Raw genomic sequence first — 24,468 nt, forward strand, 5'->3', positions numbered from 1 at the left:
AACCATTTAGCTCTTATAAAGAGAAGTTAACTTATCAAAACAGCCCTTTGGGTTACCCCTTGGAACTGGAGCGCATTCTAGACATTTCTCGCTGGGCGTCAACCCTTTTTTGTCATAACTTTGAATTAAGTTCTCATTCGTTCGATTAACATACAAGCCCCATTTTTATTGAGGTTTATTCGAACAAATATACTATTTATTAACCATGTAATCCAAGACGCATAATTATACTTACTACTGCTTATTTAAATTAATACCTTTAATAAGTTATATTTTCTCACCCTTTTGTACTTATTTGCTAAGATAAATGAATAGTTCACTACCTAATGGTTATTATGAATAAAACTAAATTTCGTATGTATAATAAAATATCGCCTAAATTGGGGCAAAATGTCTATGTTGATGAGTCTTCGATACTTGTTGGTGATATAACGATAGGCAACGATGTAAGCATTTGGCCTTTAGTTGCAGCGAGAGGTGATGTTAATACAATTAGTATTGGAGATAGAACGAACATCCAAGACGGAACAGTATTACATGTAACCCGTAAAAGTGCTGCGAACCCTAACGGTAATCCTTTAATCATCGGCGAAGATGTTACTGTTGGTCATAAGTGTATGCTACATGGTTGCATATTAGGTAATCGAATACTTGTGGGTATGGGGGCCATTGTTATGGATGGTGCTGTTATTGAGGATGATGTTTTTATTGGCGCCGGCTCGTTAGTTCCTCCTCATAAAACATTAGAGAGTGGTTACTTGTATGTCGGTAATCCTGTGAAAAAAATGAGATTGTTAAAAGAGAGTGAACAAGCATTTCTCAGTCAATCGGCTCGCAATTATGTTGAGCTTAAAAATGAGTATCTTGCTCAGTAGTCGTTAATAGACTTTCTACAAGTAGACTAATTCTATTCTACTACCAGACAATGGCTCATTATCTTCGAGCCATTCTTCAATAATTTCTTCTAAGTTAAATTTCAACTCATCAGTAAGTTCATCATGCTTTTTACATTTAATGAGGATACTAATACGTTCTCCTGACAGCAATCCCGTAAATACCCAGCCTTTTTCACTATCATCAAAGGATATATCATCGTTGAAAATTATTTGCTGATTCATCTTTAACCTTCTTTTCTCAGTTTATTTAATACTGGCGCTGCTTCAGGTAATACGTTTCGCCAAATCCTGAAGCTTTCTGCCGCTTGCCCTACCAACATGCCTAAACCGTCAATAACTTTAGTTGCGCCATTTACTTTCGCCCAAGCTAAAAATGGGGTCAGTTCTTTTCCATACACCATATCGTAGCAATGAGTATTGGTGACAAGTTCTGTTGGTATAGGTGGAATTGTCCCGGTTAGGCTTGCTGAGGTTGCATTGATAATAAGATCAAACTTTGCTTTACCTAGCGTATCAAACCCTGCAGCAAAAAGTTTATCGTTTTTAAACTTTTTAATGAGTGCTTCTGCTTTACTCACGGTTCTGTTCGCTATAACAATGACCTGTGGTGCTTGTGCTAATAACGGTAGAACTACGCCTTTAGCGGCCCCACCAGCGCCCAGTAATAATATGCGACTATTCTTTAATGAAACATTATGGTTAAGCAAGTCTTGTACAAGCCCTTCCCCATCAGTGTTATCTCCAAATATCTTTCCATTTGCAAAAGATAACGTATTCACCGCGCCGGCAAGTTCAGCACGTTCGGTTAGATGATCACATAATGCCATAGCTTGCTCTTTAAACGGTGAGGTAATGTTTGCACCTTTAGCACCACTTTTCATAAAAGCATTTATCGTTTTTTCAAATTGATCTAATGCGACATATTCACTTTGATAGTTAAGTTGCTGTTGAGTTTGTTGAGCAAAAGATTGATGAATAATCGGTGAACGTGATTGTTTAATAGGGTTACCAAAAACGCGATATTGATCCATATGAGGCACTGAGTAAGAAATCATACTTAAGATTATCGTAATAAAGGCATGATGAATATAAAAAAGGCAGTAACTTTTATATAAAAAGTGACTGCCTTATAAGGTTATTAAGTATTATCGCTATGGGTAATGTTAAAACTTGTAACCTAACATGATTGAATAAACCATCGGATCAACGTCTACTGATGCCAAGCCTTTAATGTCACCAATCTTGAAGGTAGCGTCGGTATTAATATCAATATAACGAGCAGAAGCATTTATATGCCATTTATCATTGATTAGGTAATCTGCGCCGACTTGTAATGAAAAGCCAAATGAACCATCGAGTTCTAAATCGTTAAATCCTAGATTTTCAGGCGTACTTTTGAAGTCTTCATCAAAAAATATTGTGTAGTTAACACCAACACCAACGTAAGGCTTAATACTTGAAGCATTATCAAAGTAATATAGTGCACTAATTGTTGGCGGTAACTGAGTTACTTCAGCTAAAGTTGCACCGTCAACATTTGCGCCAAATAGTCCACCAGAAATACTTTGAGGATCATGAATGGTGATATCATGAGTAAATGGTGTTGCTGCTAAAACTTCTATAGCCCAATTGTTATCGTAAAAATAAACAAAATTTAAACCCAGTTGAGTATTGTCATCAACCGACACAGATAACGGTGTATTACCACCGAGTGCTTCAACATAAACACCTGATTTGTCGCTGTCTGGGTTGACCATGGTAGCACCACCACGTACAACAAAATCTCCGGCTTTATAATCTGCAGCCATTGCAGTTATAGAAAGAGAGGATAAAACAGCTAATGTGAGTAAACTTTTTTTCATGAGAGTAGTCCCTATTTATCTTGTGATATTTAATGACGCCGATTTTATAGATACCTAAAAATAAAAACTTGACCTAGCGCAATTAAATCGCTTTGTTTTAACTTTTCCCATCACTAGACTGATTTTAAAAAGCTATGTTATGCTGTGTCCTTAGATAAAATAAGGATCTTTTAGCATATTGTTCTCTCAAAAAACTGCATATAGAACTTACCTCTATAATTGGCTCACGCTATATACCCTTTGTAATATTGTTGTCGCTTTACTCATAGGATCACGTTTTTATCAAAGCCAAACGATACCCGACAGCTTTATTGGTATTTTATTTGGTCTAACCCAAGGTATTGGCCAATTAGGTCTATTGTCTTTTATAGCTAGCCTACCTCTATACCTGTTGGCAAAGATTACGAATAAAAAACAACTTGTCATTTATAGTGCGCTAATTTTAAGTTGCATCGGATTAACAGCATTACTCGCTGATACCTTTATTTATCAATTATATCGATTTCATATCAATGCGATGGTCATAGAGTTATTTATTGCTGGGGGTAGTGAGATAATTTCATTTCCAATGTCAATGTGGCTCATTATACTTGGTTTAATCACTGTCGTTTTAATAGGACAGTACTGTATTGTAAAAGCCGTAACTTGGTATATAGACAAGGATAAAAAAACCCACAAAGCATTTCTTTATTTAATTCCCTTATGTATTTTATCTAGCCATATCATTCACATTTGGGGGGATGGAACCTATAACAGAGACATTACCAAGCAAAGTAAATTACTTCCTTTAGCTTACCCTACAACGGCTAAATCTTTGATGGCGAAGTATGGTTTACTTGATGTTAAAGCACATAAAACGCAGTCACTGCTCAAGCATAATAAAGTCAAAAGTAATCTGGATTATCCTCTCGCTGAAATTGCAGTAACAGAAACAGAATCAAAGTTTAATATTATTATGATTGTTATTGATTCATGGCGGGCAAATATGGTTTCACAGACATTGACTCCTAACATATTTGCTTTTAAGGAAAAATCTTTGCAGTACTTAAACCACTACAGTGGTAGTAACAATACTCGCCATGGCATGTTCTCGTTAATGTATGGCATACCGGGTAGTTATTGGGATAGTGTTTTAAAAGAACAACAAAGCCCAGTACTGATGAAAACTTTAATTAATCAAGGTTATCAAGCTCAAATTTTTGCCAGTGCTAAATTAACGTTACCTGAATTTGATCAAACCCTTTTTTCTGATATTCCTTCTTTAAGGCTCACATCAGAAGGTAACAAACCTTGGCAACGCGATGAAAAACTAACGAAAGACTACTTAGATTGGTCAAGTAATAATTCACAAAAAAAACCCAGTTTTAGCTTATTATTTTTCGATTCAGCTCATGGCTTTTCTTTGCCTGATGATTATAAAAAGCTTTTTAAACCGAGCCTAGATGAAGTAAATTTTCTTGCCTTAAATGATAATTACGACGCGGAACCTTTTATTAATCTGTATAAAAATTCATTGCATTATATTGATGGTAAAGTTGGTGAAGTACTTGACTCATTAACAGGGAAACTAGACAACACTATTGTTATTATTACTAGTGACCACGGTGAAGAGTTTAATGATAGCAAGTTAGGTTATTGGGGTCACAATAGTAATTATTCAAAATACCAGACTGCAGTACCCCTTATTATTCATTGGCCAAACAAAACGCCAGCTGTAATTAATTATCAAACAAGCCATTTAAGTATTGTGCCAACACTGATGTCAGAAGCATTAGGGGTAACTAATCAGGCAAGTGATTACAGTAGTGGAGTATCTTTGTTCAAGCAAGAAGCCGCTTTACCTTGGCTATTTTTAGGTCGAGGTGGATATTACGCAATTAAATCGGAAAAGCACCTTTACGAACTTGATAGATTAGGAAATTTCACTATTTTTGATGATAAATACCAAGAAGATAAGCAGGCTATAATTAACATTAACTATGTTCAAGAAGCATTATTAGAAATGTCACGGTTTTATCAAAAGTAGTTGCATATACGCTCTTTGCCATCCATAGCACCTCGTTATACCGTTCATCCTGAACATAAAAAAGCGAGAGGTATTTGCTCTCGCTTTATATTTGTGTGGTTTATGTTTCGTATACTCTCTATCAGAGTAGAGTATATATTTTATAAAGCCAAACCAAAGCAAAATAACACAATGCGACAAACACAGCCGCAGAGCCAAGATCTTTTGCTCTGCCACTCAGTTCATGGCGCTCAACGCCAATACGGTCGACAACAGTTTCTATCGCTGAGTTGAGTAACTCGGCGATAAAAATAATAACAATACCCGACATCAGTAAAACGAACTCGATAAAACCATTAGCCAGCCAAATGGCCAACGGTGTGGTCGTAATAAATAAGAGCACCTCTTGACGAAATGCCATTTCATATTTGTACGCCGCTTTAAAACCAGCCCAACTATTTTTTGTTGCAGGAGCTAATCGGGAGAAAAATCCAAGAGGCTTATTTTTTTTCATATCTATGACTCTACTAACCAGTTTTGTGGCACTAGATAAGATGCTAGCTCAGCTTCTTTGCTTGTCGGGTCAGGTTGATAGTTATATTCCCAACGCGCAAGTGGTGGCATCGACATTAATATTGATTCTGTGCGACCACCTGATTGCAAACCAAATAGAGTGCCGCGGTCAAAGACCAAATTAAATTCAACATAACGACCACGACGATATAACTGAAATTGGCGTTGTTGCTCTGAAAACTCATTAAGCTTTCTTTTTTCAATAATAGGAACATAAGCATCAATAAACCCCTGGCCAACCGCTTTAATGTAGTTTAAACAGGTGTCAAAATCCCATTGATTCAAATCATCAAAAAATAAGCCACCAACACCACGTGTTTCATCTCTATGTTTTAAATAGAAATATTCATCACACCACTTTTTATGCTCATTATAAACATCTTCACCAAAAGGCTGACAAAGTGATTTTGCGGTTTGGTGCCAATGAACAACATCTTCTTTGACTGGATAAAAAGGCGTTAAATCAAAACCGCCACCAAACCACCAAACGGGCTCTTCACCTTCTTTTTCAGCAATAAAAAAACGTACGTTGGCGTGTGATGTTGGGATATGAGGATTTTTAGGGTGAATAACTAATGAAACACCACAAGCTCGCCAAGTTCTCCCGGCCAATTCAGGACGATGAGCACTCGCTGAGGGGGGTAATTTATCACCTGAAACTTCAGAGAAATTAACACCACCTTGTTCGATAATGCTTCCATCCGTTAATACTCTCGTGCGACCACCACCACCTTCAGCGCGCACCCAGTTGTCTTCAATAAATTGCCCGCTGCCATCAGCAGTTTCTAATGCTGAACAAATGTTGTCTTGCAATGATTTTAAAAATTCAATGACTGTTTCTATACTTACTTGGCTCATACGCGAATGATCTCTCCGGTCAGTGCATCAATTATTTTTGAAGGTTGAGTATAACCTAACGTATTCCCTTTTATGATGAAATCAATTTCATCTGATAGTTTTTGTTCAACCTCTTGCCAAGTTCTTGCTGGTTGCTCTCCTGATAAGTTAGCACTTGTGGAGACAATAGGTTTATTTAGCCGATTACATAACGCGACAACATCAGGTTGGCTCGTTAATCGCACCGCTATGGTAGAAAAACATCCAGTCAGTAACTTATTCGTTTGAATGTTTTTGGGGACTAACTGCGTAATACCGTCAGGCCAACGAGAGAGTATGCTATAGCGTTTATCTTGCGGTATTTTACTGTCGTCAATATAAGGCAATAATTGAGAGTAGTTAGCCGCAAGCAGAATTAAGCCCTTTTCTGGTGAACGCTTTTTAATACTAAGAAGTTTTTCAATCGCTTGTAAATTGTCAGGATCGCAACCTAAACCAAATACGGCTTCGGTTGGGTAAGCAATAATGCCACCTTGGCAATAAGCTTCTTCGGCAGAAGTCATCATAAATAAAAATGAAATAAAGAAATTATATAACGATTATACGGCGTTTATCTAAGAGATAAAATAAGTGTTTAATTCCCAGTAAATAAAATTATATCTGTGGAATTAAACACCTGAGCGTTTATGAAAGGTTTTTCACTTTTTCGCGTAAAACAAACTTCTGCACTTTACCTGTAGAGGTTTTTGGTAAATCGCTAAATACAATGCTTTTAGGTGCTTTAAATGTAGCCATATGCTCTCGGCAGAAGTTGATGATATCTTCCTCTGAAGCGTTACGTCCGCGCTTTAAAGTTACGAAGGCACAAGGGGTTTCTCCCCATTTATCATCTTTCTTAGCAACCACCGCTGCCTCTAAAATATCAGGGTGTTGATATAACACACTCTCTATTTCAACAGAGGATATATTTTCTCCACCTGAAATAATGATATCTTTCGAACGATCTCGTATCTCAATATAACCGTCGGGATGCTTAACGGCTAAATCACCTGAATGAAACCAACCATGTTTGAATGCCTCATTGGTGGCTTTATCATTTTTTAAATAGCCTTTCATCATCGTATTACCACGAAACATTATTTCACCAATGGTTTCTGCATTACAGGGCACAGGCTGCATAGTGTTGGGGTCTAAAACATCGACTTCTTCTTGCGTTGGGTAACGCATACCTTGACGTGCTTTTAACGCGGCTCGTTCATCGTCACTCTTATCATTCCACTCATCTTTCCACTCACTCACGACACAAGGGCCATACACTTCTGTTAAACCATAGCCTTGAGTAATATCAAAACCCATCGTTTCCATACCTTTGATGACTGACGGTGGTGGTGGTGCACCTGCTGTCATTATATTAATACCACGAGGTATTTTTGCTAATAGTGCTTTGTCTGCATTTAAAATCATATTCAAGACAATCGGTGCACCACAAAAATGACTAACCTTATGCTCGATTAAACTTTCAATAATGGCCCCAACTTCCACTTGCCTTAAGCATACTTGGGTGCCGCCCATAGCAACAACGGTCCACGGGAAACACCAACCATTGCAATGAAACATAGGTAATGTCCAAAGGTAAACGGCGTTATTACCTAATGGCCATATCATGTTATTACCAACAGCGTTTAAATAAGCACCTCGATGGGAATACACCACACCTTTTGGGTTACCCGTCGTTCCTGATGTGTAATTTAGCGCCAGCGCCTGCCATTCATCATGGATTAAATTACCGATAAAATTTTCATTACCTTCAGCGAGTAAGTCTTGATATTCAATACAACCCAAGCGTTCACCCCCCTCACTCATTACATCGTCAATATCAATAATCAAAGGCTTTCTTGAACATAGTGTTAAAGCTTTTTTTACGACACTTGAAAATGCGGTATCAGTTAAAAGCACATCACATTCGCCATGATCAAAAAGGAAGGCAATACATTCAGCATCTAAACGGATATTTATCGAATGTAATACAGCACCTGTTAGCGGTACACCATAATGAGCATCTAAAAAGGCGGGAATATTAGCCGCCATAATGGCAACAGTATTACCCGGCTTAACACCGCGCTGCATTAAAGCAGATGCTAAACGTCGAACATTTTGACGATATTCACGATAAGTAATTTTTTGCTTACCGTGAATAATGGCAACACGCTCAGGGTGAACATCGGCCGTTCTGTTTAAAAAGTTAATAGGAGTTAAAGGTTGGCTATTAGCAGCAACTTTGTCTAAGCCTTGGCTATATATATTGTTCATCGATGTTCCTCATTATAATAACAGTGCAGGTAGCTATATATGCCACTTAATTTTTTACACACAATGAAGAATAGTTTACGCCTATTATTGGGTTTAAAAATCATCCTTTGGTCTAATGGGGTTGTATCAACATTGCTCTGCATTTACTCATAGCGACCTGTAGACACAAATACGATGGTAAATTTTAGGTATAAAAAAACCAGCATGTCGCTGGCTTTTACAAGTAAAAGTTAAAATTTAGCCTAACTTTGCCTGCATCGCTTCATCTTTAGCAAGTAAAGCAATCACATTAGCGGCACGCTCTTCTTTTACTTTTTCTGCAATTGATTGGTCAGCAACACCTAAAATTTGTGCGGCTAAGTAACCCGCATTTTTAGCGCCAGCTTTACCAATAGCAACAGTAGCAACCGGAATGCCGCCCGGCATCATGACCGTTGACAGTAATGCGTCGTGCCCCTGTAATGGTCCGTTGTCAATTGGCACACCAATAACTGGACGAGTTGTCATTCCAGCAACAGCACCAGCTAAATGAGCCGCTAAGCCAGCAGCACAGATAAAAACTTTACAACCACGTTCTTCCGCATCTTTTACATAAGCCTTGGCAGCATCAGGTGTTCTATGTGCTGAACGAACACGGACTTCGTGTTCAATACCAAATGTTTTTAAAACGCTGATAGTAGCTTGCATAACAGGTAAGTCAGAATCTGAGCCCATTAATATTGCAACAAAAGTTGATGACATTTTCTCTCTCCAGAAGTTTAGTTAAATAATTGCGCGCATTATATCTCTTTACGCTTATAGGTACATTTCTTTTCTGGGCAGACTAAAACGTTACCACTTGCCATTTTTCGCCTGACTAAAATAGACCACTGACACTCCGGACATTTTTCTGCAACCGGAGGATAGTTCACAACATACTTGCATTTGGGGTATTGTTCACAGGAATAAAATGTTTTGCCGTAGCGATTGGTACGCTCGATTAATTCAGCTTGCTTGCCCTTTTTCTGACACTGTGGGCAGGCTACACCAACATCTTCTTGACCGCTAGTATCTTCAATATGATGACACTGGGGATAATTAGAACAACCGATAAACATACCATATCGGCCTTGTTTCACCGCAAGTTCATGTAGACACTCTGGGCATTGAGTACCTGCCAAAATTTTATCTTCAACACGTTCATGTTCAACAATAGGACGGGTAAAATCACAAGTAGGATAGGAAGCGCAACCAAAAAATTTTCCAGACTTACTATTCTTTATAACAATTTCACTGCCACACTCAGGACATACCTCATACGCTTTTTCTAACGCGTGTTCGTGTTGTGAAAATAAAGGTTTATCGGAATTAGGCATAATGCATTCACTAGAATATTGTTAATATCATTATGCCATGATTAGTAAGGTGTAAGCGAACATTACGATTGATACTTAGTGTAATGGACCTTCTTGCTCATCAAAAATGAGGTCTTCCATTTGTGAATAAGCATTTTCTTTACCGGGCACATTAAACAAGACCATAAGTACAACCCACTTTAAGTCGTCAATCGAAAAGAACTTCGTGTCTAATTCCATTACTCGGTCAATAACCATTTCCCGCGTCGTAAAATCAAGGACATTGACTTGTTCTAGGAATAACAGAAAACCTCGGCATTCTACGTCAAGTAGTTGCATTTCATCATCGGTATAAACACGAACTGAACGACGCCCTACTCGTGTTAAGTATGGGTAAGCATCAGTGTCTTGCAATGCAGCTAGTTTTTCTAGCCAACTTAACGCCTTATATATTTCGTCTTGATGAAAACCTGCTCGGGTAAGTTCATCAGTTAGTGACTCTTGATCCACCATTATTTCGGCTTCACTATGTATATAATTTTCAAAAAGATACATCAGGATATCAAACATAATCAGCCCTTATTTTACTCTTAGGTAACCACCTGGAACCGTAGCAACCAGACCTTTAAGCTCTAACATTGTTAACCGAGTTAATACTACATTTATAGGTAATTTACTTCGGGAAACCACAATATCTACGGGCGTGATTTCATAACCCACACTAGCTAACAATTCATCGTTAAACAAGTGTTGTTTTTCACTTTTTTCGAACGATTGTTCTTTCTCTATAGTTATCGTTAAGTTTAGACCACTTTCTGGCAACAGGTCTATTTCATCTACTATATCGGCAATATCGTCGACAAGTTTAGCACCTTGTTTAATGAGCCAATGGCACCCCTTAGCTTGTGGGTTATTTATAGTACTGGGCACAGCAAAAACTTCACGGTTTTGTTCAATGGCACAACGAGCAGTGACTAAGGAACCACTTCTAATCGTAGCTTCAACCACCAATACTCCTATACTCATACCACTAATAATTCGATTACGTTTAGGGAAATAGCCTGGTTTTGGTGGGGTACCCGGTAAAAACTCACTGATAATAGCGCCATCATTCTCTAGAATATTTTGGGCTAATAACCGATGTCTCGCTGGGTAGACCTGATCTAACCCTGTAGCAACAACCGCAATAGTTTTACCCTTTACTGCTAAAGTACCTTTATGAGCTGCACCATCAATACCTAGCGCTAAACCACTGGTAATAACTAAGCCTACTTTAGCTAACTGCTGAGCAAATTCGAAAGCATTTTCTCGACCATTAATACTGGCATTTCGACTTCCCACCATTGCGATTTGTTGTCGATTTAATAAGGTAATATTCCCTTGTACAAACAATAGCAAAGGCGGGTCATAAATTTGCTTTAGCTGTGAAGGGTAACGAATGTCAGTAAAAGGAATAATTATGCTACCACATTGTTTAGACGCATTAATTATGTCAGAAATCCTTGACCAGTCAGGCGATCTAATCGCTGCAACTTGCTTTTGAGTCAGGCTTAATGACGATAGTTCTTGTGAAGGATAAAAAAGCTTTTCTACCCCAAAGCGTTCAACGAGGGTTAACTTTTTATGGCTAGCGAGACGTGGGATGAGTTTAAGCGCCAGCCAGTAATGACTAGCGTTTCTATTGTGATGTTCATCGCTTGGTTGAGCGGTAACATCTGTACTTTTTGTTATCGGCACTGCCTTCTCCTTAAGTGCAGTTGCTTTTCTATCCGTTATATTGGTCTGTCTTTAACCGCTAATTAACCATTGGCGAAGTAACCGTATCTTGTAACCTAAGCGGTTTACTTGAACGTAATACCAACGCTAAACTAACTTGCCGATACACTTTAAAAACCATCATTTCGCCCACCACTTCTTCTGGCATCTTATAATCAGAATCATCAACGTTTGCTAAACGATTCCAACGGGATGTATCTTGGCTATACGCTGGGCCATTACTTGTTTCAACAACACCAGGGCTGGTTCGTTTTACCGAGACAACATCTCCCTGTTCAAGAGCATGCTCAGCACCGCGGTTAATCATGACTACGGCTAGTTTTCCAAATTCACGTACTCCACTTGCACTATTTAAAATGAGCCCTCGCAATGACTTTTTAGCAGGTTTTAAAGTAAAAAAAGAAGGATATTGCTGATTTTCATTAACGGGCATAATGAAATCGCCAGAGCGTATTTCTTGTTTAGCTCCGTCAACGTACAAGGTAGCTGGAACCTTATTATCGATATCTCCTGAACGTAATACTTTTCCCGTTCCAACGACACGAATATTGTAGCCTAATAGCGCTTCAGTTTCGGGATCGTATATCGCTTCCTCTTTTTGATATATAGCATAGCCTTTTCCTAGCGCTAACTCGCCATTAATATAGAGGTTAAAACCATCAACACTCGAGTTATATCCTTCATCGCTGCCCAAAATATAAGGGAGTTTTTCAATTTCAGCTTCAGATAAAATACTGTTGTACTTAATATAAGGCGCAATAACCTCTAAAGGTAAACTAGAAATAGCAGACTGATCTTTTAGTTGTACGCGGGCACGAGGTGACCACTTAAGTTCAGGCTTACCACGAACTAACATCGGTTGACCTTGTTCATCAAAAATCAAACGTAACTCTTCACCGGGATATATTAAATGCGGATTATTAATGTCGGGGTTTAATCGCCACAACTTTGGCCATAGCCAAGGCTGTTTGAGGAATATTCCCGATATATCCCACAAAGTGTCTCCTTTTTTCACGATGTAAGATTTTGGAGCATTGGTATTTAATGTTAACTCATCAGCACTGACAAATACTGAAAAAGACAAACTGAGTGTTAACAATAAACTGCGTATTAGCATGATAGTTCACCTATTAAACAGATATATGAAGCTTTTAGCTTAAACCACTATTATTAATTATATTTAATGGCTAAAATTGAAACATAACACTCAATGCGAACTTTCGCGAATTTTTTGAAGATTTATGACTATTTTAAACGTACTTAGATTCCCAGACGAGCGCTTGCGCACCAAAGCTGTACCTGTTGAAACAATTAACAGTGATGTGAAACAAATTGTCAGCGACATGTTCGATACCATGTATGACGAAAACGGGGTTGGCTTAGCAGCCACACAGGTTAATGTGCACCAACGTATTGTTGTTATTAACGTGACTGAAGATAAAGATCAGGCTTATGTCTTGATTAATCCAGAAATCATTAGTCATAGCGACAGCACAGAGATCAATGAAGAAGGCTGTTTGTCTGTACCTGGCTGTTACGCGAAAGTTGACCGCTATACCGAAGTGACTGTTAAAGCACTCGATCTTGACGGTACCGCGTTCACCTTAAACGCAACTGAATTACTGGCTGTTTGTATTCAACATGAATTAGATCATCTAGACGGTAAACTATTTGTTGATTATTTATCTCCATTGAAACGCCAGCGGATAAAAGCAAAATTAGAAAAAGAAGCACGTTTAGCCAATAGTTAATCATTATTTTTTATTAATAGAATTCGGAATAAAACCTTGTCAAAAGCTCTTAAAATTATTTTTGCTGGTACGCCAGATTTTGCTGCACAACATCTGGCGGCACTTATTAACTCTCATCATGAAGTAGTTGCTGTTTACTGTCCTCCTGACAAACGTGCAGGACGTGGTAAAAAATTAACAGCTTGTGCTACTAAGGAACTCGCATTAGCGCATGATATTGTTGTTGAGCAACCCATTAATTTTAAAGAGGCTGGCGATCAAGAAAAGCTAACTCGCTATGATGCTGACATTATGGTTGTAGTGGCTTACGGCTTGTTATTGCCGATGGTTATCTTAGAAGCTCCACGTTTAGGCTGTGTTAATGTCCATGGTTCGATATTACCGAAATGGCGTGGCGCTGCACCTATTCAACGCTCATTGGAAGCGGGTGATAAAGAAACGGGTGTGACTATTATGCAAATGGACAAAGGTTTAGATACCGGTGACATGATAGCGAAAGCAACCTGTGAAATTACTCAACAAGATACTAGTGCTTCTCTGTATGATAAATTAGCCAATATTGGCCCTGTTGCTTTACTAAGTACACTTGATTTAATGGCTGAAAATAAGCATAACGCTGTTCCTCAAGATAATAGCTTATCTACTTATGCCGCAAAACTTGATAAAGGTGAAGCAGAACTAAATTGGCAATTATCAGCAGAAGAACTACATCGTAAGATCCGTGCTTATATTCCATGGCCTGTTGCACAATTTACCTTTACTGATGAAAAACAAGCTGAGCACCGTATTAGGGTTTGGCAAGCAAGTTATTCTAATGAAACTCATGACTATATACCCGGCACAATAATTTCAGCGAATAAGAATGGTGTTACTGTTGCTACCACTTCAGGTTCTCTTTGCTTAGAGTCATTACAATTACCCGGTAAAAAGCCATTGCCAACACGAGATATTTTAAATGGCAAGGCACTATGGTTTGCTGAAAATAGTAATATCAATAACTTAACATCAAACAAATTGAGTGAAAAATAATGGCGACTAATATTAGAGCCCTAGCGGCAAGGTGTTGTTTTGCTGTTGTAGATAAAGGCAGAAGTCTTAGCGATGAGCTACCCAAAGCTCAAGCAAAAGTAGAAGGTAAAGATAAAGGCTTGTTACAGGAACTTTGTTACGGTGTTTTACGCTACTTACCCGCACTTGAGTATGACTTGCGCCAACTCATGGATAAGCCATTAAAAGGTAAACAACGTGTTGGTCACTTTTTAATTTTAGTCGGTATTTATCAGGTAAAACATACCCGTATTCCTGATCACGCTGCGGTTAGTGAAACGGTAGCAGCAACTAAACCGTTAAAGTGTGATTTTTTAAGAGGTTTAATTAATGGTGTCTTGCGTAATATTCAACGTAACTTAGCTAAAGAAGATGCGGCTGAAATAGCAGCAAACTTACCTGACCCAATAAAGTATTCACACCCTAGTTGGTTCATCAAAAAACTGCAAAGTGCTTATCCTGAACAATGGCAAGAAATTCTTAGCGCGAATTTAGAGCGCCCTCCTATGTGGCTAAGAGTTAATCAACAACATCATGACGTTACTGAGTATTTGGCCTTATTAAACCAAGAAGATATTCCAGTAGAGCTTGTTGATGAGAAATCATCGGCAATTAAACTTGTTAACGCAATTGATGTTAACAAACTACCTGGTTTTATTGAGGGCTGGGTTTCTGTTCAAGATGGCGCGGCCCAACAAGCCGCCATATTACTTGATACCCAAGCAGGTGATATTGTGCTTGATTGCTGTGCGGCCCCAGGCGGTAAAACTTGCCACATTCTAGAATTAACCCCTGACTTAGCAAAAATGACGGCTATTGATATTGAAGAAAGTCGTTTGCTCAGAGTAGAAGAAAATTTATCACGTCTTAACTTGTCAGCTCAGGTTATTACCGCTGATGCTGCTTCAAAAGAATGGTGGGATGGACAGCTGTTCGACCGTATTCTTCTTGACGCACCATGTTCAGGTACGGGGGTCATTCGCCGCCACCCTGATATTAAATGGTTAAGAAAAGCAGATGACATTGAAAAGCTTACCGTATTACAGCAAAAGATATTAGAAAACATTTGGTCTTTACTTAAACCTGGTGGCATTTTGCTTTACGCAACGTGTAGTGTTTTGCCTGAAGAAAACACTCAGCAAATCGAAAAGTTTTTATCTGAGAATAACAATGCTAGATTAGTACAGATAACAACTGAAAAAACTGACATTGGCTGGCAAATACTGCCAAATGAACAATCAATGGACGGTTTTTACTACGCTAAATTAGAAAAAGTAATAGGGTCTGTTGATCTTTCCACATTGCCTCTGTAAAGACTGAAACTTAAAGTTAACTTATGAAAATAATTATTATTGGTGCGGGACAAGTAGGCGGAACATTAGCGGAAAACCTGGTTGGTGAACGTAACGACATTACTCTTATTGATACTAATGCAGAAACCTTGCATGAATTACAAGATAAAATGGACTTGCAAGTTGTTATTGGCAATGGCTGTCATCCTGATATATTAAAACAAGCAGGCGCTGAAGATGCTGAGTTAGTCATAGCGGTAAGTAGCGATGACGCAACCAATATGCTCGCCTGCCAGATTTGTTATTCATTATTTAATACCGCAAATAAAATAGCGCGTATTCGTTCATCACAAATATTGCGCTACCAAAAAGAACTTTTTCAATCAAAAAATATTCCTGTCGATCATGTTATAGCCCCAGAACAATTAGTTACCCGTGATATTGCGCGTTTGATTGATTATCCTGGCGCATTACAAGTCTTAGAGTTTGCGCAAGGAAAAGTGAGCTTAGTTGCTGTAAAAGCTTATTATGGAGGATTACTGGTAGGCCATGCCCTTTCAACTTTACGTGAACATATTCCTAATGTTGATACACGCGTTGCTGCTATTTATCGAAACGGTAAACCTATTCGGCCGCTTGGTACTACGGTGATTGAAGCCGATGATGAAGTGTTTTTTATTGCTGCAACCATTCATATACGAGCAGTAATGAATGAACTGCAAAAACTCGAAGCATCTTATAAAAGAATCATGATCGCTGGCGGTGGTAATATTGGCGCTGGGCTAGCTAAAATTTTAGAAAAAAATCATCAAGTTAAACTTATCGAACGTTCGCCAAAGCGCGCTGAATACTTAGCTTCAGAACTCAATGATACTTTAGTTTTTATTGGTGACTCTTCTGACCAAGAATTGTTACTTGAAGAACACATAGACCAATTCGACGTATTTATTGCAGTCACCAATGATGATGAAGCGAATATTATGTCATCGTTATTAGCAAAGCGCTTAGGCGTACGTAAAGCGATGGTACTGATTCAACGCACTGCTTACATAGATTTAGTGCATGGCAGTGAGATTGATATTGCCGTATCTCCGCAACATGCCACTATCTCTGCACTATTAACACATGTGCGCCGTGGTAGTATTGATAACGTATACAGCTTGCGCGGTGGTGCTGCTGAAGCTATTGAAATTATTGCTAAAGGTGACGAAAAATCTTCAAAGGTAGTGGGGAAAACAATTCAAGCGATTAAATTGCCTCCAGGGACAACCATTGGCGCTATTGTTAGACAAGATGAAGTATTGATTGCCCACTCAGATACAAAAATAATGTCAGAAGACCATGTTATTTTATTCTTAGTCAATAAACGCTACATCTATGATGTTGAAAAACTTTTCCATGTCGATGCGTTGACGTTCTATTAAAGTGAGCAATATTCAATGTAAAAAAAACCAGAAGTATCTGGTTTTTTTGGCTATTAAAGATGAAAAGTCATAGACGACTAAGAGCGCCAAAAGCCTGGGGTAAAGAGTACCAGTAAAGTAAATATCTCTAAACGACCAAAAAGCATCGCGACAATTAATACCCATTTACTAAAATCAGTGATCTCAGCAAAATTTGCAGCTACGGCGCCTAAACCAGGGCCTAAGTTATTCAAACAAGCAGCTACCGCAGTAAAAGCGGTGATGTCGTCCATACCCGTAGCAAGCAGTAACAACATACAAATAATAAAGACCGCGGCATAAGCTGAGAAAAAACCCCATATCGCCTCAACAACACGATCAGGTAAAGCTTTACGGCCTAATTTTATGGTGAAGACCGCTTTAGGATGAACTAAACGGTTTAATTCTCGCAAACCTTGCAGATATAAAAGTACCACTCGCACCACTTTCATCCCCCCCCCCGTACTACCTGCACAGCCACCAATAAAACTGGCAAAGATTAATAAGATAGGTAGCAATGTTGGCCAATCGGCAAAACTTGTTGTAGCAAAACCCGCGGTAGTACTAATAGAAACAGACTGGAATAAGGCTTGGTCAAATGCTTCAAAACCATCTTCGTAAGTACCTGTTGCTAACAGAACGGTTAAGCAGATCAAGGTTAAAACAAACTGAATAGCAATGAAGACTTTAAACTCAGGATCAAAGAAATAATTCTTTAATGAACGACTGTGTAATACCGCAAAATGTAGTGCAAAATTCACGCCTGCAATAAGCAAGAAAAAGACACAAACAAAATTAATAGCAGGGCTATTAAAGTACCCCATACTATCGGTATGTGTTGAATAGCCACCAATGGCAATCGTCGAGAAAGCATGACAGATAGCATCAAAAGCAGACATACCTGCTCCCCAATAACTAATCGCACAAGCAATCGTTAAAAATAAATAGATATACCATAAATGTTTTGCGGTATCGGCAATGCGCGGTGTCATCTTTGAATCTTTTACCGGCCCAGGTGTTTCAGCACGATAAAGCTGCATACCACCAATACCTAACATAGGTAAAACCGCGACAGCTAAAACAATTATCCCCATACCGCCAAGCCATTGTAATTGCTGGCGATACCAAAGCACTGCATGTGGTAGTCCATCAATTTCTTTTAGAATGGTAGCACCGGTAGTGGTCAGTCCAGAAAATGATTCAAAAAAAGCATCTGCAACGGATAAATTTGGGTTATCTAAGAGTAAGAGCGGAACAGCAGAGAAACTAGCAAGTACCACCCAGAATAAAACAACAATAAGAAAGCCTTCACGTGCCCGTAAATCACTTTTTTCATTTTTAAAAGGATACCAAGCAAGTAAACCTGCAATTAAACAAAACAGGAATGCGGTAAGAAAAGATACACCACCACCATCACGGTATAGCAGTGCAATTAAAGCGGGTGGTAGCATGGTTACACTCAATAGAGCGACCAGCAAGCCAAGAATTCGAATGATATTTTTTATTTGCACGAGTTAATTTTTATGATTCAGTAAAGTCATCGACTACATGTTTTTCGATGATAAAGCATAAAGATCAACACTGCGACTTTAAATCGCGTATTTCGCCTTAATTTATTCAGCTAACGCGTTTGTTATATGATTCACGTTCCATATCAACTATTTCAACGCTGATTGACACTGATTTAATTGCAAAGGTATTTAGGTGACTTAACACCAGTTCAGAAAGTTTTTGTCTTTGTTCTAAATGACGACCAGATAGAATTTTACAGCACACATGAATAAATAGTTGTTTGTTGTTAGTTTCGTTCTCTGTTTCAGCATAGAAATCATTATAGGGAATGGCTCTTACTTTAATATCACCCGTAGAGAACAATGCCGATTGAGTCGCGGCTAGAAAAACACACGACATCAGTGCTTTAATATCTACAGTTTGAGTAACTTCTTCTGAATATTCGATAATACAATGTGGCATCGTGGGTCCTTGTTAGCTGAGCTTTCTGATTAACGAGTAGACTTAAGGGTTAAAAGTCCTGAAGAAAGCGTTTGTAGTTGCTGTTTAACGTTAACTAATTGTGCCTCAGGTAAGGCAATGACTAACGCTATTTGTGCAGTGAAATCTTGCTTAATAATTTCACCTTTTGCTTGCTCAACAAGATACAACACATCGTTTATTTGGTGGTAATCGCAGATTAAGTACTGTTCTACCATAGGAACTTTTGTGCTTGTGCGCAGTAATAATAGCGCTTGACGAACACTTCCCCCATAAGCGCGTTGTAACCCACCTGTGCCTAGTTTTGTCCCCCCAAAATAACGTACAACAATTGCACACAATTCACCAACATCACTCCCTTGTAATACCGATAACATGGGTCGGCCTGCAGTACCAGAAGGTTCGCCGTCATCAGAAAAACCATAGCCTTGACTGTCTTCTGGTCGGCCAGTAAGAAAAGCATAGCAATGATGACTTGCTTGAGGATGATCTTTTTGGCATTTTTTTAACTGGTTTTTTGCTTCTTCATGACTGGTACAGGGAGAAATATAGCAAATAAAACGACTGCGGCTAACAATTGTTTCATCAACAATATCATTAGCCGCAATTTTATAAGGTTTAGCAATAGCCATCAGTATTAAGGTTTACTTCAACTCTAATTCACGGGTCATATTTTCGTTATGTAACTGATGAACAATAATATTGTCTTCAATACGAATACCGCCATATGGACGCATAGCTTCTATTTTTTCCCAATTAATCATATTGCCATTTTTTGAAGCTTTAAGATCAGCCAACAATGATTCAATAAAATATAAGCCAGGTTCTATAGTGAACACTTGATTAGTTTCAATAATACGGGATGTACGTAAGAATGGATGTTGCTCTGGTGTATTAGCATGTGTACCACGTTCATCGGCCATAAAACCGCCAACATCATGAGTTTGTAGCCCTAAATGATGACCCAAACCATGCGGAAAGAACGTTGAAATAATACCTGTTTCAACGGCAGTGTCGACATCAACATTAATAAAGCCAAATTCATGTAGTACGTTACCAATATCACGATAGGTTTCAATATGTAGATCTACATAGCTTTTTCCAGGTTTTAAGCCATCAACAGCATTGAGCATTAATTTGTTCATGCGGGCAATTAATTCAGCAAACTTGTCACGTTTAAATGAATAAGTACGCGTTATATCAGAGGCGTAACCATTAAAGCTTGCCCCTGCATCAATTAAAAAAGAACGATGCGCTTGCGGTACACCACGGTCTAAAGCAGTGTAATGTAAAATTGAGGTGTTCGTGTTAAGTGCAACAATATTGCCATAAGGTGTTTCATCACCGGTATGATTTGTTGCTTTTAAATAAGCTTGCTGAATATCAAATTCTGACGAGCCTTGTAAGAAAGCATTTCTTGCCGCTTTATGGCCTGTAACAGCAATAGCGTTCGACTTACGTAAACACTCTTGTTCATATTGTGTTTTATAAGCGCGGTGATAATGCATATAATTGAGTAATGGCTCAGGGTTTATGTTTTTAAATCCCAGCGCTGTTGCTACTTCAATGTGTTCGCCAATATAGGCAAAATCTGTTTTATCATAAGGTAGTAATTTCTCGACATCAGTCGCTTTAGTAAGCACTTTAATATCAAAAAAATCATTCCAGTAATTATCAGCTAAAGGTGTAACTTTATGCCAAAAATCAACAGGTTGATAATAAATAAGCGTAGGTTTATCTTCACCGTTAACGATTAACCAGCAATTTGGGATATCCACTAATGGTAACCAAGCTTTAAAATGAGGATTTACTTTAAAGGGGTAACCATAATCATCAAGAAATACTTTAATTTCTTGGCCTGAATGAATCACTAAACCTTGAAGGTTCTCACGTTTTAATGCCGCTTTAGAACGTTGTTGAAGCTCGGTAATATGGGCTGGGTAAAGCGTTGCTAGTTTGATCATTGATCGCACCTCTGAAAATTTTCCAATATCATATCACACTATCATAAAATATTAATTTACTGCGCAATACTCATCTTGAATATTTGATCAAAAAGTGATGTTTCCTGCCCCACTTTTATTTGATAAATTTCTTGATAAGCCATAACACTCTTCACATATTCACGTGTTTCTTTATAAGGAATAGTTTCAATCCAAATATCGGCTGGCATAGGCTTCAAGTCTTTTAACCAACTTCTTACACGGTATGGACCCGCATTATAAGCTGCAGTTGCTAATACTTGATTACCATCATGGCGGTCGAGTAATCGTTTTAAATATTTTGTACCGAGTTTAATATTAGCTTTCGCGTTCATTAACCGCTTGTTTGTCACTTTGCGCTTTTGTAAATGTTTAGCTGTTGCTGGCATAACCTGCATTAAGCCCTTTGCACCAGCAGGTGAGTTAGCATCTGACATAAATGAACTCTCTCTTCTAGCAATAGCAAATGTCCAAGCTGGGTTTATTTGATACCTCCCTGCTGAATCAATAATTTCATCTTCAAAAGCCAACGGAAAACGTAAATCAACATCATCTAAGTAGCCAACATTAGCTAAAGTAAAAATAGCTCTATCAAACCACTTTTCTTCATAAGCAATTTTTGATGCTGCAAGCTTTTCCCGATCGCTCAACTGTGTTAGCCAATAATTCCATTCGCGACGGGCATCATAAAACCGCCCAATATGAAAAAATTCAAAGGCTCTTTTTGCTGCGGGGTTTTTTAGTAAGGCTAACTTTTCAGGTGCCGTTATTTCTATAGGACTGTTTTGTAGGTTTACACTTTGCTGTATGGCACTTGCGGCAAGGAATCCGTAATAATGACGTTTCTTCGCTAATCCGCCTAATACTTCATGGCCTAAAACAGTGTCACCTGTTTCAAGTAAGCTTCGCCCGTACCAATATAGCCATTGATTACTTTTATGGAGCGTTTTGGGTAATGCTTTTAAGTCATTTTTAATTTCTGGCCAATCTTGTTCTCTAAGCAATTCAGCCATTCGCCATTGTACAATATTAGTAGACTGAAGATTTTCATCGACTTTTTCTAACCATTCTGCTGAATCTTTGTGGTTTTTACTGGCTAAAGCAATAGCGAATTTTAACACTATTTGCTGTTGTTGAGACTCTGAAAATGGCAAAACTTCTATCGCTTTACTATAAGTGTTCAATGCTTTTTCAGGGTCACGCCAAATCAAACGTTTTAATCCGTAAGCGGCAATAGAAGCTTCTTTAACCGACTTATGGGGGAAACGATTCATATTGCTAATATAGGCAGGATCACGGCGAACTTTATGCCACAATGTACCTAAATACTTTTCCTTTTCGGGCATTAGTTTCGTTAGGTAAGGAATTAAAGTATGTTTACCACCATCTGCAGCCAGAGATATTCGCTGCCAAATGGCCTCTTCTGTTCTATAACCTGCATTTTGCCAACGAGTAAATAATGGGTCACATACTTTAGGCTGCGACTTCCCTACTATCCATAATGATGTGATCTTAGGTAATATTTGAGACTCTGGTACACCCGATTTTAATTGATAATGGTAATACTGACAGGTTAATTCAACATTCGATGTAGGCACATAAAAGCTTTGAAATAATAATGAATTATTACGCTCCGCCAAATACTCCAACCATTTTTTACGGAGTGGCCAATCAAGAGGTGAACCTCGATATTTTTCAAGAAATAGACTAATTGCTTTTGTATCACCCATTGTCATACCATACATGAGTTGTTGTTGATCTAAATATGGCTGCAGTGGGTAATAATGCAATTGCTGATACAAGGTTTGATAACGAGAAGAGTTAGGTTGCCAAACATGCTTCTCGGCTTGTTGAAATATTTTACGCACGGTTGATTGATCCGCATATGTTGATGTACTAATAATATTGCAGAGAAAAACCGAGAAAAACATCAATACGGGTGAAGTCAAACGAGACATAGGTTACCTTACTTAATATGAAAACTTACTACTTACTTGTGGTGTTTACTCTATTTACCAATCCCTCTTAATTTTTCACGCATTGCTTAACAAAGCAAGTGAAATTAGTATTCTCTTGTTGTTGATTTTAATAACCATCAGATATTTAATTTTGGTTACATTTCACTGTTGTTATTGATAATATTTAAGCGTTTTTTATCATTGTAATTATTATGCGCCTAGTTTCTCTTTTATTCTGTTGTTTGTTTTTAAATACTGCTCAAACTTTTGCAGCTGAACATTCGCTTGCATCACAAATGAGTTACCATGCTGATCAAGACGCTCATTTAGGTTATGGTGTATTTTATCAGTATAAATTTTTAGAAAATTTTGAATTTGAAGCGAAGTATAGTGAAAGCGGAGACTTAAAAGTCTTCGATGATAAGAACACCCTCTCAGGTGATTTCGGAAGCTTATCTTTAGGCATTAATTTTATTAAGCAACGTAACCAGGACTTATCTTTAAAATTTGGCTTTGGCTTGAATCTAGTTACCGCTTCGTCTAATAATATACTTATTGAAACTAATGCTTTAGCACCTTACTTTCAAATATCAGCTAATTATAAGCTGACCAATCAATTATCAGTGACTTTAGGTCAAACAAGTCAATTTCATCAAGATAATCTTGGTACTAATCATTCCCTATTTATGTCAGTTAATTGGCTATTTGGGCAACAGCCTGCTGATATTCCTTTCAAAAAAGTCGCGACCAAACGATCGGTTAGAGATGTTAAACATTTACCTCCACTTGCTCTTAATGACTTAAAGATAAATACCACGATTAAACCTCGTACTCTGTGGTATGTGCAAATTGGTGCTTATCAACAACAGAAGAACGCTGATCAAAAATCCTCGGTTTTGCAAGCAGCCCATGCGTTAGCCCTAACCACCAAATTATATAAAGGTCTTTTTCGTATAGTAAGTCAGCCTTTTTCAGATAGAAAAAGCGCAGAGGAATATTTAATTTATTTAAAGCATCATTTTGATATCAACGGTTTTATAAATAAATTTTAGCGCTGATATCCAGTTTTAATTTTTTTTGCTAAAATTACTCACTTTATAACCCTCACATTTACTCACTATGAATTCTAGCTCTGAAGATATTTTCAAAAATGCCGACCATGTTCTTAATGCTATAGGGTTACGTTGCCCAGAACCTGTCATGATGGTTCGAAAATCTATACGAAAAATGGCTGACCAAGAAACCTTATTAATAGAAGCGGATGACCCTTCAACAGCCCGAGATATCCCGAGTTTTTGTCGCTTTATGGACCACGAACTTATTGCCCAACAAACAAACCAAAAACCTTTCCTTTATTTGATCAAAAAAGGGAAAGCATAACGCTTTCCCTTTTTATTTTTTATGAGCAATC

Annotated in this window: 25 protein-coding genes; 8 read left to right on the plus strand and 17 right to left on the minus strand. The window is 38.1% G+C overall.

The window, feature by feature from the left end:
• The first annotated feature begins 335 nt into the window (after positions 1 to 335).
• A complete protein-coding gene (locus tag H4J39_RS05915; RefSeq protein WP_182179673.1) occupies positions 336 to 875 on the plus strand; it encodes a gamma carbonic anhydrase family protein in 540 nt (179 codons plus the stop codon).
• A 15-nt stretch (positions 876 to 890) separates the two neighbouring features.
• Here H4J39_RS05915 and H4J39_RS05920 read toward each other — a convergent pair whose 3' ends face one another.
• The 3 genes from H4J39_RS05920 to H4J39_RS05930 all read right to left on the minus strand — a co-directional run bounded on the left by H4J39_RS05920 (position 891) and on the right by H4J39_RS05930 (position 2,758).
• Positions 891 to 1,118: a hypothetical protein gene (locus H4J39_RS05920; protein ID WP_182226483.1), complete on the minus strand. Its 228-nt coding sequence runs from the start codon at positions 1,116 to 1,118 to the stop codon at positions 891 to 893.
• Between the two features lie 2 nt (positions 1,119 to 1,120).
• Positions 1,121 to 1,927: a shikimate dehydrogenase gene (aroE, locus tag H4J39_RS05925; RefSeq protein ID WP_182226485.1), complete on the minus strand. Its 807-nt coding sequence runs from the start codon at positions 1,925 to 1,927 to the stop codon at positions 1,121 to 1,123.
• Positions 1,928 to 2,059: 132 nt separating this feature from the next.
• Entirely contained in the window at positions 2,060 to 2,758 is a 699-nt protein-coding gene (locus H4J39_RS05930) for an OmpW family protein (protein ID WP_182226487.1), read from the minus strand.
• Between the two features lie 178 nt (positions 2,759 to 2,936).
• Between H4J39_RS05930 and H4J39_RS05935 the strand changes: the two genes are divergently transcribed.
• Entirely contained in the window at positions 2,937 to 4,784 is a 1,848-nt protein-coding gene (locus H4J39_RS05935) for a DUF3413 domain-containing protein (RefSeq protein WP_182226489.1), read from the plus strand.
• A 121-nt stretch (positions 4,785 to 4,905) separates the two neighbouring features.
• On the opposite strand, the gene H4J39_RS05940 is transcribed toward H4J39_RS05935, so the two are convergent.
• The 9 genes from H4J39_RS05940 to H4J39_RS05980 form a co-directional block, all read right to left on the minus strand.
• Positions 4,906 to 5,277, minus strand: a complete 372-nt coding sequence (locus H4J39_RS05940) for a diacylglycerol kinase (protein WP_182179683.1) — start codon at positions 5,275 to 5,277, stop codon at positions 4,906 to 4,908.
• Positions 5,278 to 5,279: 2 nt separating this feature from the next.
• Positions 5,280 to 6,194, minus strand: a complete 915-nt coding sequence (hemF, locus tag H4J39_RS05945; protein WP_182179685.1) for an oxygen-dependent coproporphyrinogen oxidase — start codon at positions 6,192 to 6,194, stop codon at positions 5,280 to 5,282.
• Positions 6,191 to 6,739: a Sua5/YciO/YrdC/YwlC family protein gene (locus tag H4J39_RS05950; RefSeq protein ID WP_182226491.1), complete on the minus strand. Its 549-nt coding sequence runs from the start codon at positions 6,737 to 6,739 to the stop codon at positions 6,191 to 6,193. The genes hemF and H4J39_RS05950 overlap by 4 nt, the downstream gene beginning before the upstream one ends.
• Before the next feature lie 118 nt (positions 6,740 to 6,857).
• Complete coding sequence (locus H4J39_RS05955; protein ID WP_182226493.1) at positions 6,858 to 8,483, minus strand: acyl-CoA synthetase; 1,626 nt, start codon at positions 8,481 to 8,483, stop codon at positions 6,858 to 6,860.
• 237 nt (positions 8,484 to 8,720) lie between these two features.
• On the minus strand, positions 8,721 to 9,224 hold the full coding sequence (gene purE, locus H4J39_RS05960; protein WP_182179691.1) for a 5-(carboxyamino)imidazole ribonucleotide mutase: 504 nt from the start codon (positions 9,222 to 9,224) through the stop codon (positions 8,721 to 8,723).
• 38 nt (positions 9,225 to 9,262) lie between these two features.
• Complete coding sequence (locus H4J39_RS05965; protein WP_182226495.1) at positions 9,263 to 9,838, minus strand: topoisomerase DNA-binding C4 zinc finger domain-containing protein; 576 nt, start codon at positions 9,836 to 9,838, stop codon at positions 9,263 to 9,265.
• A gap of 75 nt (positions 9,839 to 9,913) precedes the next feature.
• Positions 9,914 to 10,387 carry a DUF494 family protein gene (locus tag H4J39_RS05970; protein WP_182179695.1) on the minus strand — a complete coding sequence of 158 codons (474 nt, stop codon included), beginning with the start codon at positions 10,385 to 10,387 and terminating at the stop codon, positions 9,914 to 9,916.
• Between the two features lie 9 nt (positions 10,388 to 10,396).
• Entirely contained in the window at positions 10,397 to 11,554 is a 1,158-nt protein-coding gene (dprA, locus tag H4J39_RS05975; RefSeq protein ID WP_310649720.1) for a DNA-processing protein DprA, read from the minus strand.
• Positions 11,555 to 11,612: 58 nt separating this feature from the next.
• A complete protein-coding gene (locus H4J39_RS05980; protein WP_182226497.1) occupies positions 11,613 to 12,710 on the minus strand; it encodes a LysM peptidoglycan-binding domain-containing protein in 1,098 nt (365 codons plus the stop codon).
• A gap of 124 nt (positions 12,711 to 12,834) precedes the next feature.
• Between H4J39_RS05980 and def the strand changes: the two genes are divergently transcribed.
• From def to trkA, 4 genes are read left to right on the plus strand one after another with little or no spacing between them, the layout of a single operon-like run.
• Positions 12,835 to 13,344, plus strand: a complete 510-nt coding sequence (gene def, locus H4J39_RS05985; RefSeq protein WP_182179699.1) for a peptide deformylase — start codon at positions 12,835 to 12,837, stop codon at positions 13,342 to 13,344.
• 36 nt (positions 13,345 to 13,380) lie between these two features.
• Positions 13,381 to 14,373, plus strand: coding sequence for a methionyl-tRNA formyltransferase (gene fmt, locus H4J39_RS05990; protein ID WP_182226499.1), 993 nt, complete (start codon positions 13,381 to 13,383; stop codon positions 14,371 to 14,373).
• Entirely contained in the window at positions 14,373 to 15,704 is a 1,332-nt protein-coding gene (gene rsmB, locus H4J39_RS05995) for a 16S rRNA (cytosine(967)-C(5))-methyltransferase RsmB (RefSeq protein ID WP_182226501.1), read from the plus strand. The genes fmt and rsmB overlap by 1 nt, the downstream gene beginning before the upstream one ends.
• A 23-nt stretch (positions 15,705 to 15,727) precedes the next feature.
• Positions 15,728 to 17,107, plus strand: coding sequence for a Trk system potassium transporter TrkA (trkA, locus tag H4J39_RS06000; RefSeq protein WP_182226503.1), 1,380 nt, complete (start codon positions 15,728 to 15,730; stop codon positions 17,105 to 17,107).
• A 77-nt stretch (positions 17,108 to 17,184) separates the two neighbouring features.
• Here trkA and H4J39_RS06005 read toward each other — a convergent pair whose 3' ends face one another.
• The 5 genes from H4J39_RS06005 to H4J39_RS06025 all read right to left on the minus strand — a co-directional run bounded on the left by H4J39_RS06005 (position 17,185) and on the right by H4J39_RS06025 (position 23,057).
• Positions 17,185 to 18,636, minus strand: a complete 1,452-nt coding sequence (locus H4J39_RS06005) for a TrkH family potassium uptake protein (protein WP_182226505.1) — start codon at positions 18,634 to 18,636, stop codon at positions 17,185 to 17,187.
• Positions 18,637 to 18,742: 106 nt separating this feature from the next.
• Positions 18,743 to 19,099, minus strand: coding sequence for a 5-carboxymethyl-2-hydroxymuconate Delta-isomerase (locus tag H4J39_RS06010; RefSeq protein WP_182226507.1), 357 nt, complete (start codon positions 19,097 to 19,099; stop codon positions 18,743 to 18,745).
• Between the two features lie 29 nt (positions 19,100 to 19,128).
• The gene (locus H4J39_RS06015) at positions 19,129 to 19,749 is read right to left on the minus strand and encodes a YigZ family protein (protein WP_220462135.1); all 621 of its coding nucleotides are present in this window, start codon (positions 19,747 to 19,749) and stop codon (positions 19,129 to 19,131) included.
• Positions 19,750 to 19,761: 12 nt separating this feature from the next.
• Complete coding sequence (gene pepQ / locus H4J39_RS06020) at positions 19,762 to 21,081, minus strand: Xaa-Pro dipeptidase (RefSeq protein WP_182226509.1); 1,320 nt, start codon at positions 21,079 to 21,081, stop codon at positions 19,762 to 19,764.
• A gap of 56 nt (positions 21,082 to 21,137) precedes the next feature.
• Complete coding sequence (locus H4J39_RS06025) at positions 21,138 to 23,057, minus strand: transglycosylase SLT domain-containing protein (RefSeq protein ID WP_182226511.1); 1,920 nt, start codon at positions 23,055 to 23,057, stop codon at positions 21,138 to 21,140.
• Between the two features lie 212 nt (positions 23,058 to 23,269).
• On the opposite strand from H4J39_RS06025, the gene H4J39_RS06030 reads away from it, so the two are divergent.
• Together H4J39_RS06030 and tusA are read left to right on the plus strand one after the other, a co-directional pair.
• The gene (locus H4J39_RS06030) at positions 23,270 to 24,109 is read left to right on the plus strand and encodes an SPOR domain-containing protein (RefSeq protein ID WP_182226513.1); all 840 of its coding nucleotides are present in this window, start codon (positions 23,270 to 23,272) and stop codon (positions 24,107 to 24,109) included.
• Between the two features lie 67 nt (positions 24,110 to 24,176).
• Positions 24,177 to 24,437 carry a sulfurtransferase TusA gene (tusA, locus tag H4J39_RS06035; protein WP_182188787.1) on the plus strand — a complete coding sequence of 87 codons (261 nt, stop codon included), beginning with the start codon at positions 24,177 to 24,179 and terminating at the stop codon, positions 24,435 to 24,437.
• The last annotated feature ends 31 nt before the right edge of the window (positions 24,438 to 24,468 follow it).

It is taken from the genome of Colwellia sp. Bg11-12, assembly GCF_014076955.1.
In the GTDB taxonomy this organism is placed as follows: domain Bacteria; phylum Pseudomonadota; class Gammaproteobacteria; order Enterobacterales; family Alteromonadaceae; genus Colwellia_A.

Excerpts from the sequence above, each read along its gene's own strand:
- H4J39_RS05915 (WP_182179673.1), top strand. The coding sequence starts at position 336 with ATGAATAAAACTAAATTTCGTATGTATAATAAAATATCGCCTAAATTG.
- H4J39_RS05920 (WP_182226483.1), bottom strand. The coding sequence starts at position 1,118 with ATGAATCAGCAAATAATTTTCAACGATGATATATCCTTTGATGATAGT.
- aroE (WP_182226485.1), bottom strand. The coding sequence starts at position 1,927 with ATGGATCAATATCGCGTTTTTGGTAACCCTATTAAACAATCACGTTCA.
- H4J39_RS05930 (WP_182226487.1), bottom strand. The coding sequence starts at position 2,758 with ATGAAAAAAAGTTTACTCACATTAGCTGTTTTATCCTCTCTTTCTATA.
- H4J39_RS05940 (WP_182179683.1), bottom strand. The coding sequence starts at position 5,277 with ATGAAAAAAAATAAGCCTCTTGGATTTTTCTCCCGATTAGCTCCTGCA.
- hemF (WP_182179685.1), bottom strand. The coding sequence starts at position 6,194 with ATGAGCCAAGTAAGTATAGAAACAGTCATTGAATTTTTAAAATCATTG.
- H4J39_RS05950 (WP_182226491.1), bottom strand. The coding sequence starts at position 6,739 with ATGATGACTTCTGCCGAAGAAGCTTATTGCCAAGGTGGCATTATTGCT.
- H4J39_RS05955 (WP_182226493.1), bottom strand. The coding sequence starts at position 8,483 with ATGAACAATATATATAGCCAAGGCTTAGACAAAGTTGCTGCTAATAGC.
- purE (WP_182179691.1), bottom strand. The coding sequence starts at position 9,224 with ATGTCATCAACTTTTGTTGCAATATTAATGGGCTCAGATTCTGACTTA.
- H4J39_RS05965 (WP_182226495.1), bottom strand. The coding sequence starts at position 9,838 with ATGCCTAATTCCGATAAACCTTTATTTTCACAACACGAACACGCGTTA.
- H4J39_RS05970 (WP_182179695.1), bottom strand. The coding sequence starts at position 10,387 with ATGTTTGATATCCTGATGTATCTTTTTGAAAATTATATACATAGTGAA.
- H4J39_RS05980 (WP_182226497.1), bottom strand. The coding sequence starts at position 12,710 with ATGCTAATACGCAGTTTATTGTTAACACTCAGTTTGTCTTTTTCAGTA.
- def (WP_182179699.1), top strand. The coding sequence starts at position 12,835 with ATGACTATTTTAAACGTACTTAGATTCCCAGACGAGCGCTTGCGCACC.
- rsmB (WP_182226501.1), top strand. The coding sequence starts at position 14,373 with ATGGCGACTAATATTAGAGCCCTAGCGGCAAGGTGTTGTTTTGCTGTT.
- trkA (WP_182226503.1), top strand. The coding sequence starts at position 15,728 with ATGAAAATAATTATTATTGGTGCGGGACAAGTAGGCGGAACATTAGCG.
- H4J39_RS06010 (WP_182226507.1), bottom strand. The coding sequence starts at position 19,099 with ATGCCACATTGTATTATCGAATATTCAGAAGAAGTTACTCAAACTGTA.
- H4J39_RS06015 (WP_220462135.1), bottom strand. The coding sequence starts at position 19,749 with ATGGCTATTGCTAAACCTTATAAAATTGCGGCTAATGATATTGTTGAT.
- pepQ (WP_182226509.1), bottom strand. The coding sequence starts at position 21,081 with ATGATCAAACTAGCAACGCTTTACCCAGCCCATATTACCGAGCTTCAA.
- H4J39_RS06025 (WP_182226511.1), bottom strand. The coding sequence starts at position 23,057 with ATGTCTCGTTTGACTTCACCCGTATTGATGTTTTTCTCGGTTTTTCTC.
- H4J39_RS06030 (WP_182226513.1), top strand. The coding sequence starts at position 23,270 with ATGCGCCTAGTTTCTCTTTTATTCTGTTGTTTGTTTTTAAATACTGCT.
- tusA (WP_182188787.1), top strand. The coding sequence starts at position 24,177 with ATGAATTCTAGCTCTGAAGATATTTTCAAAAATGCCGACCATGTTCTT.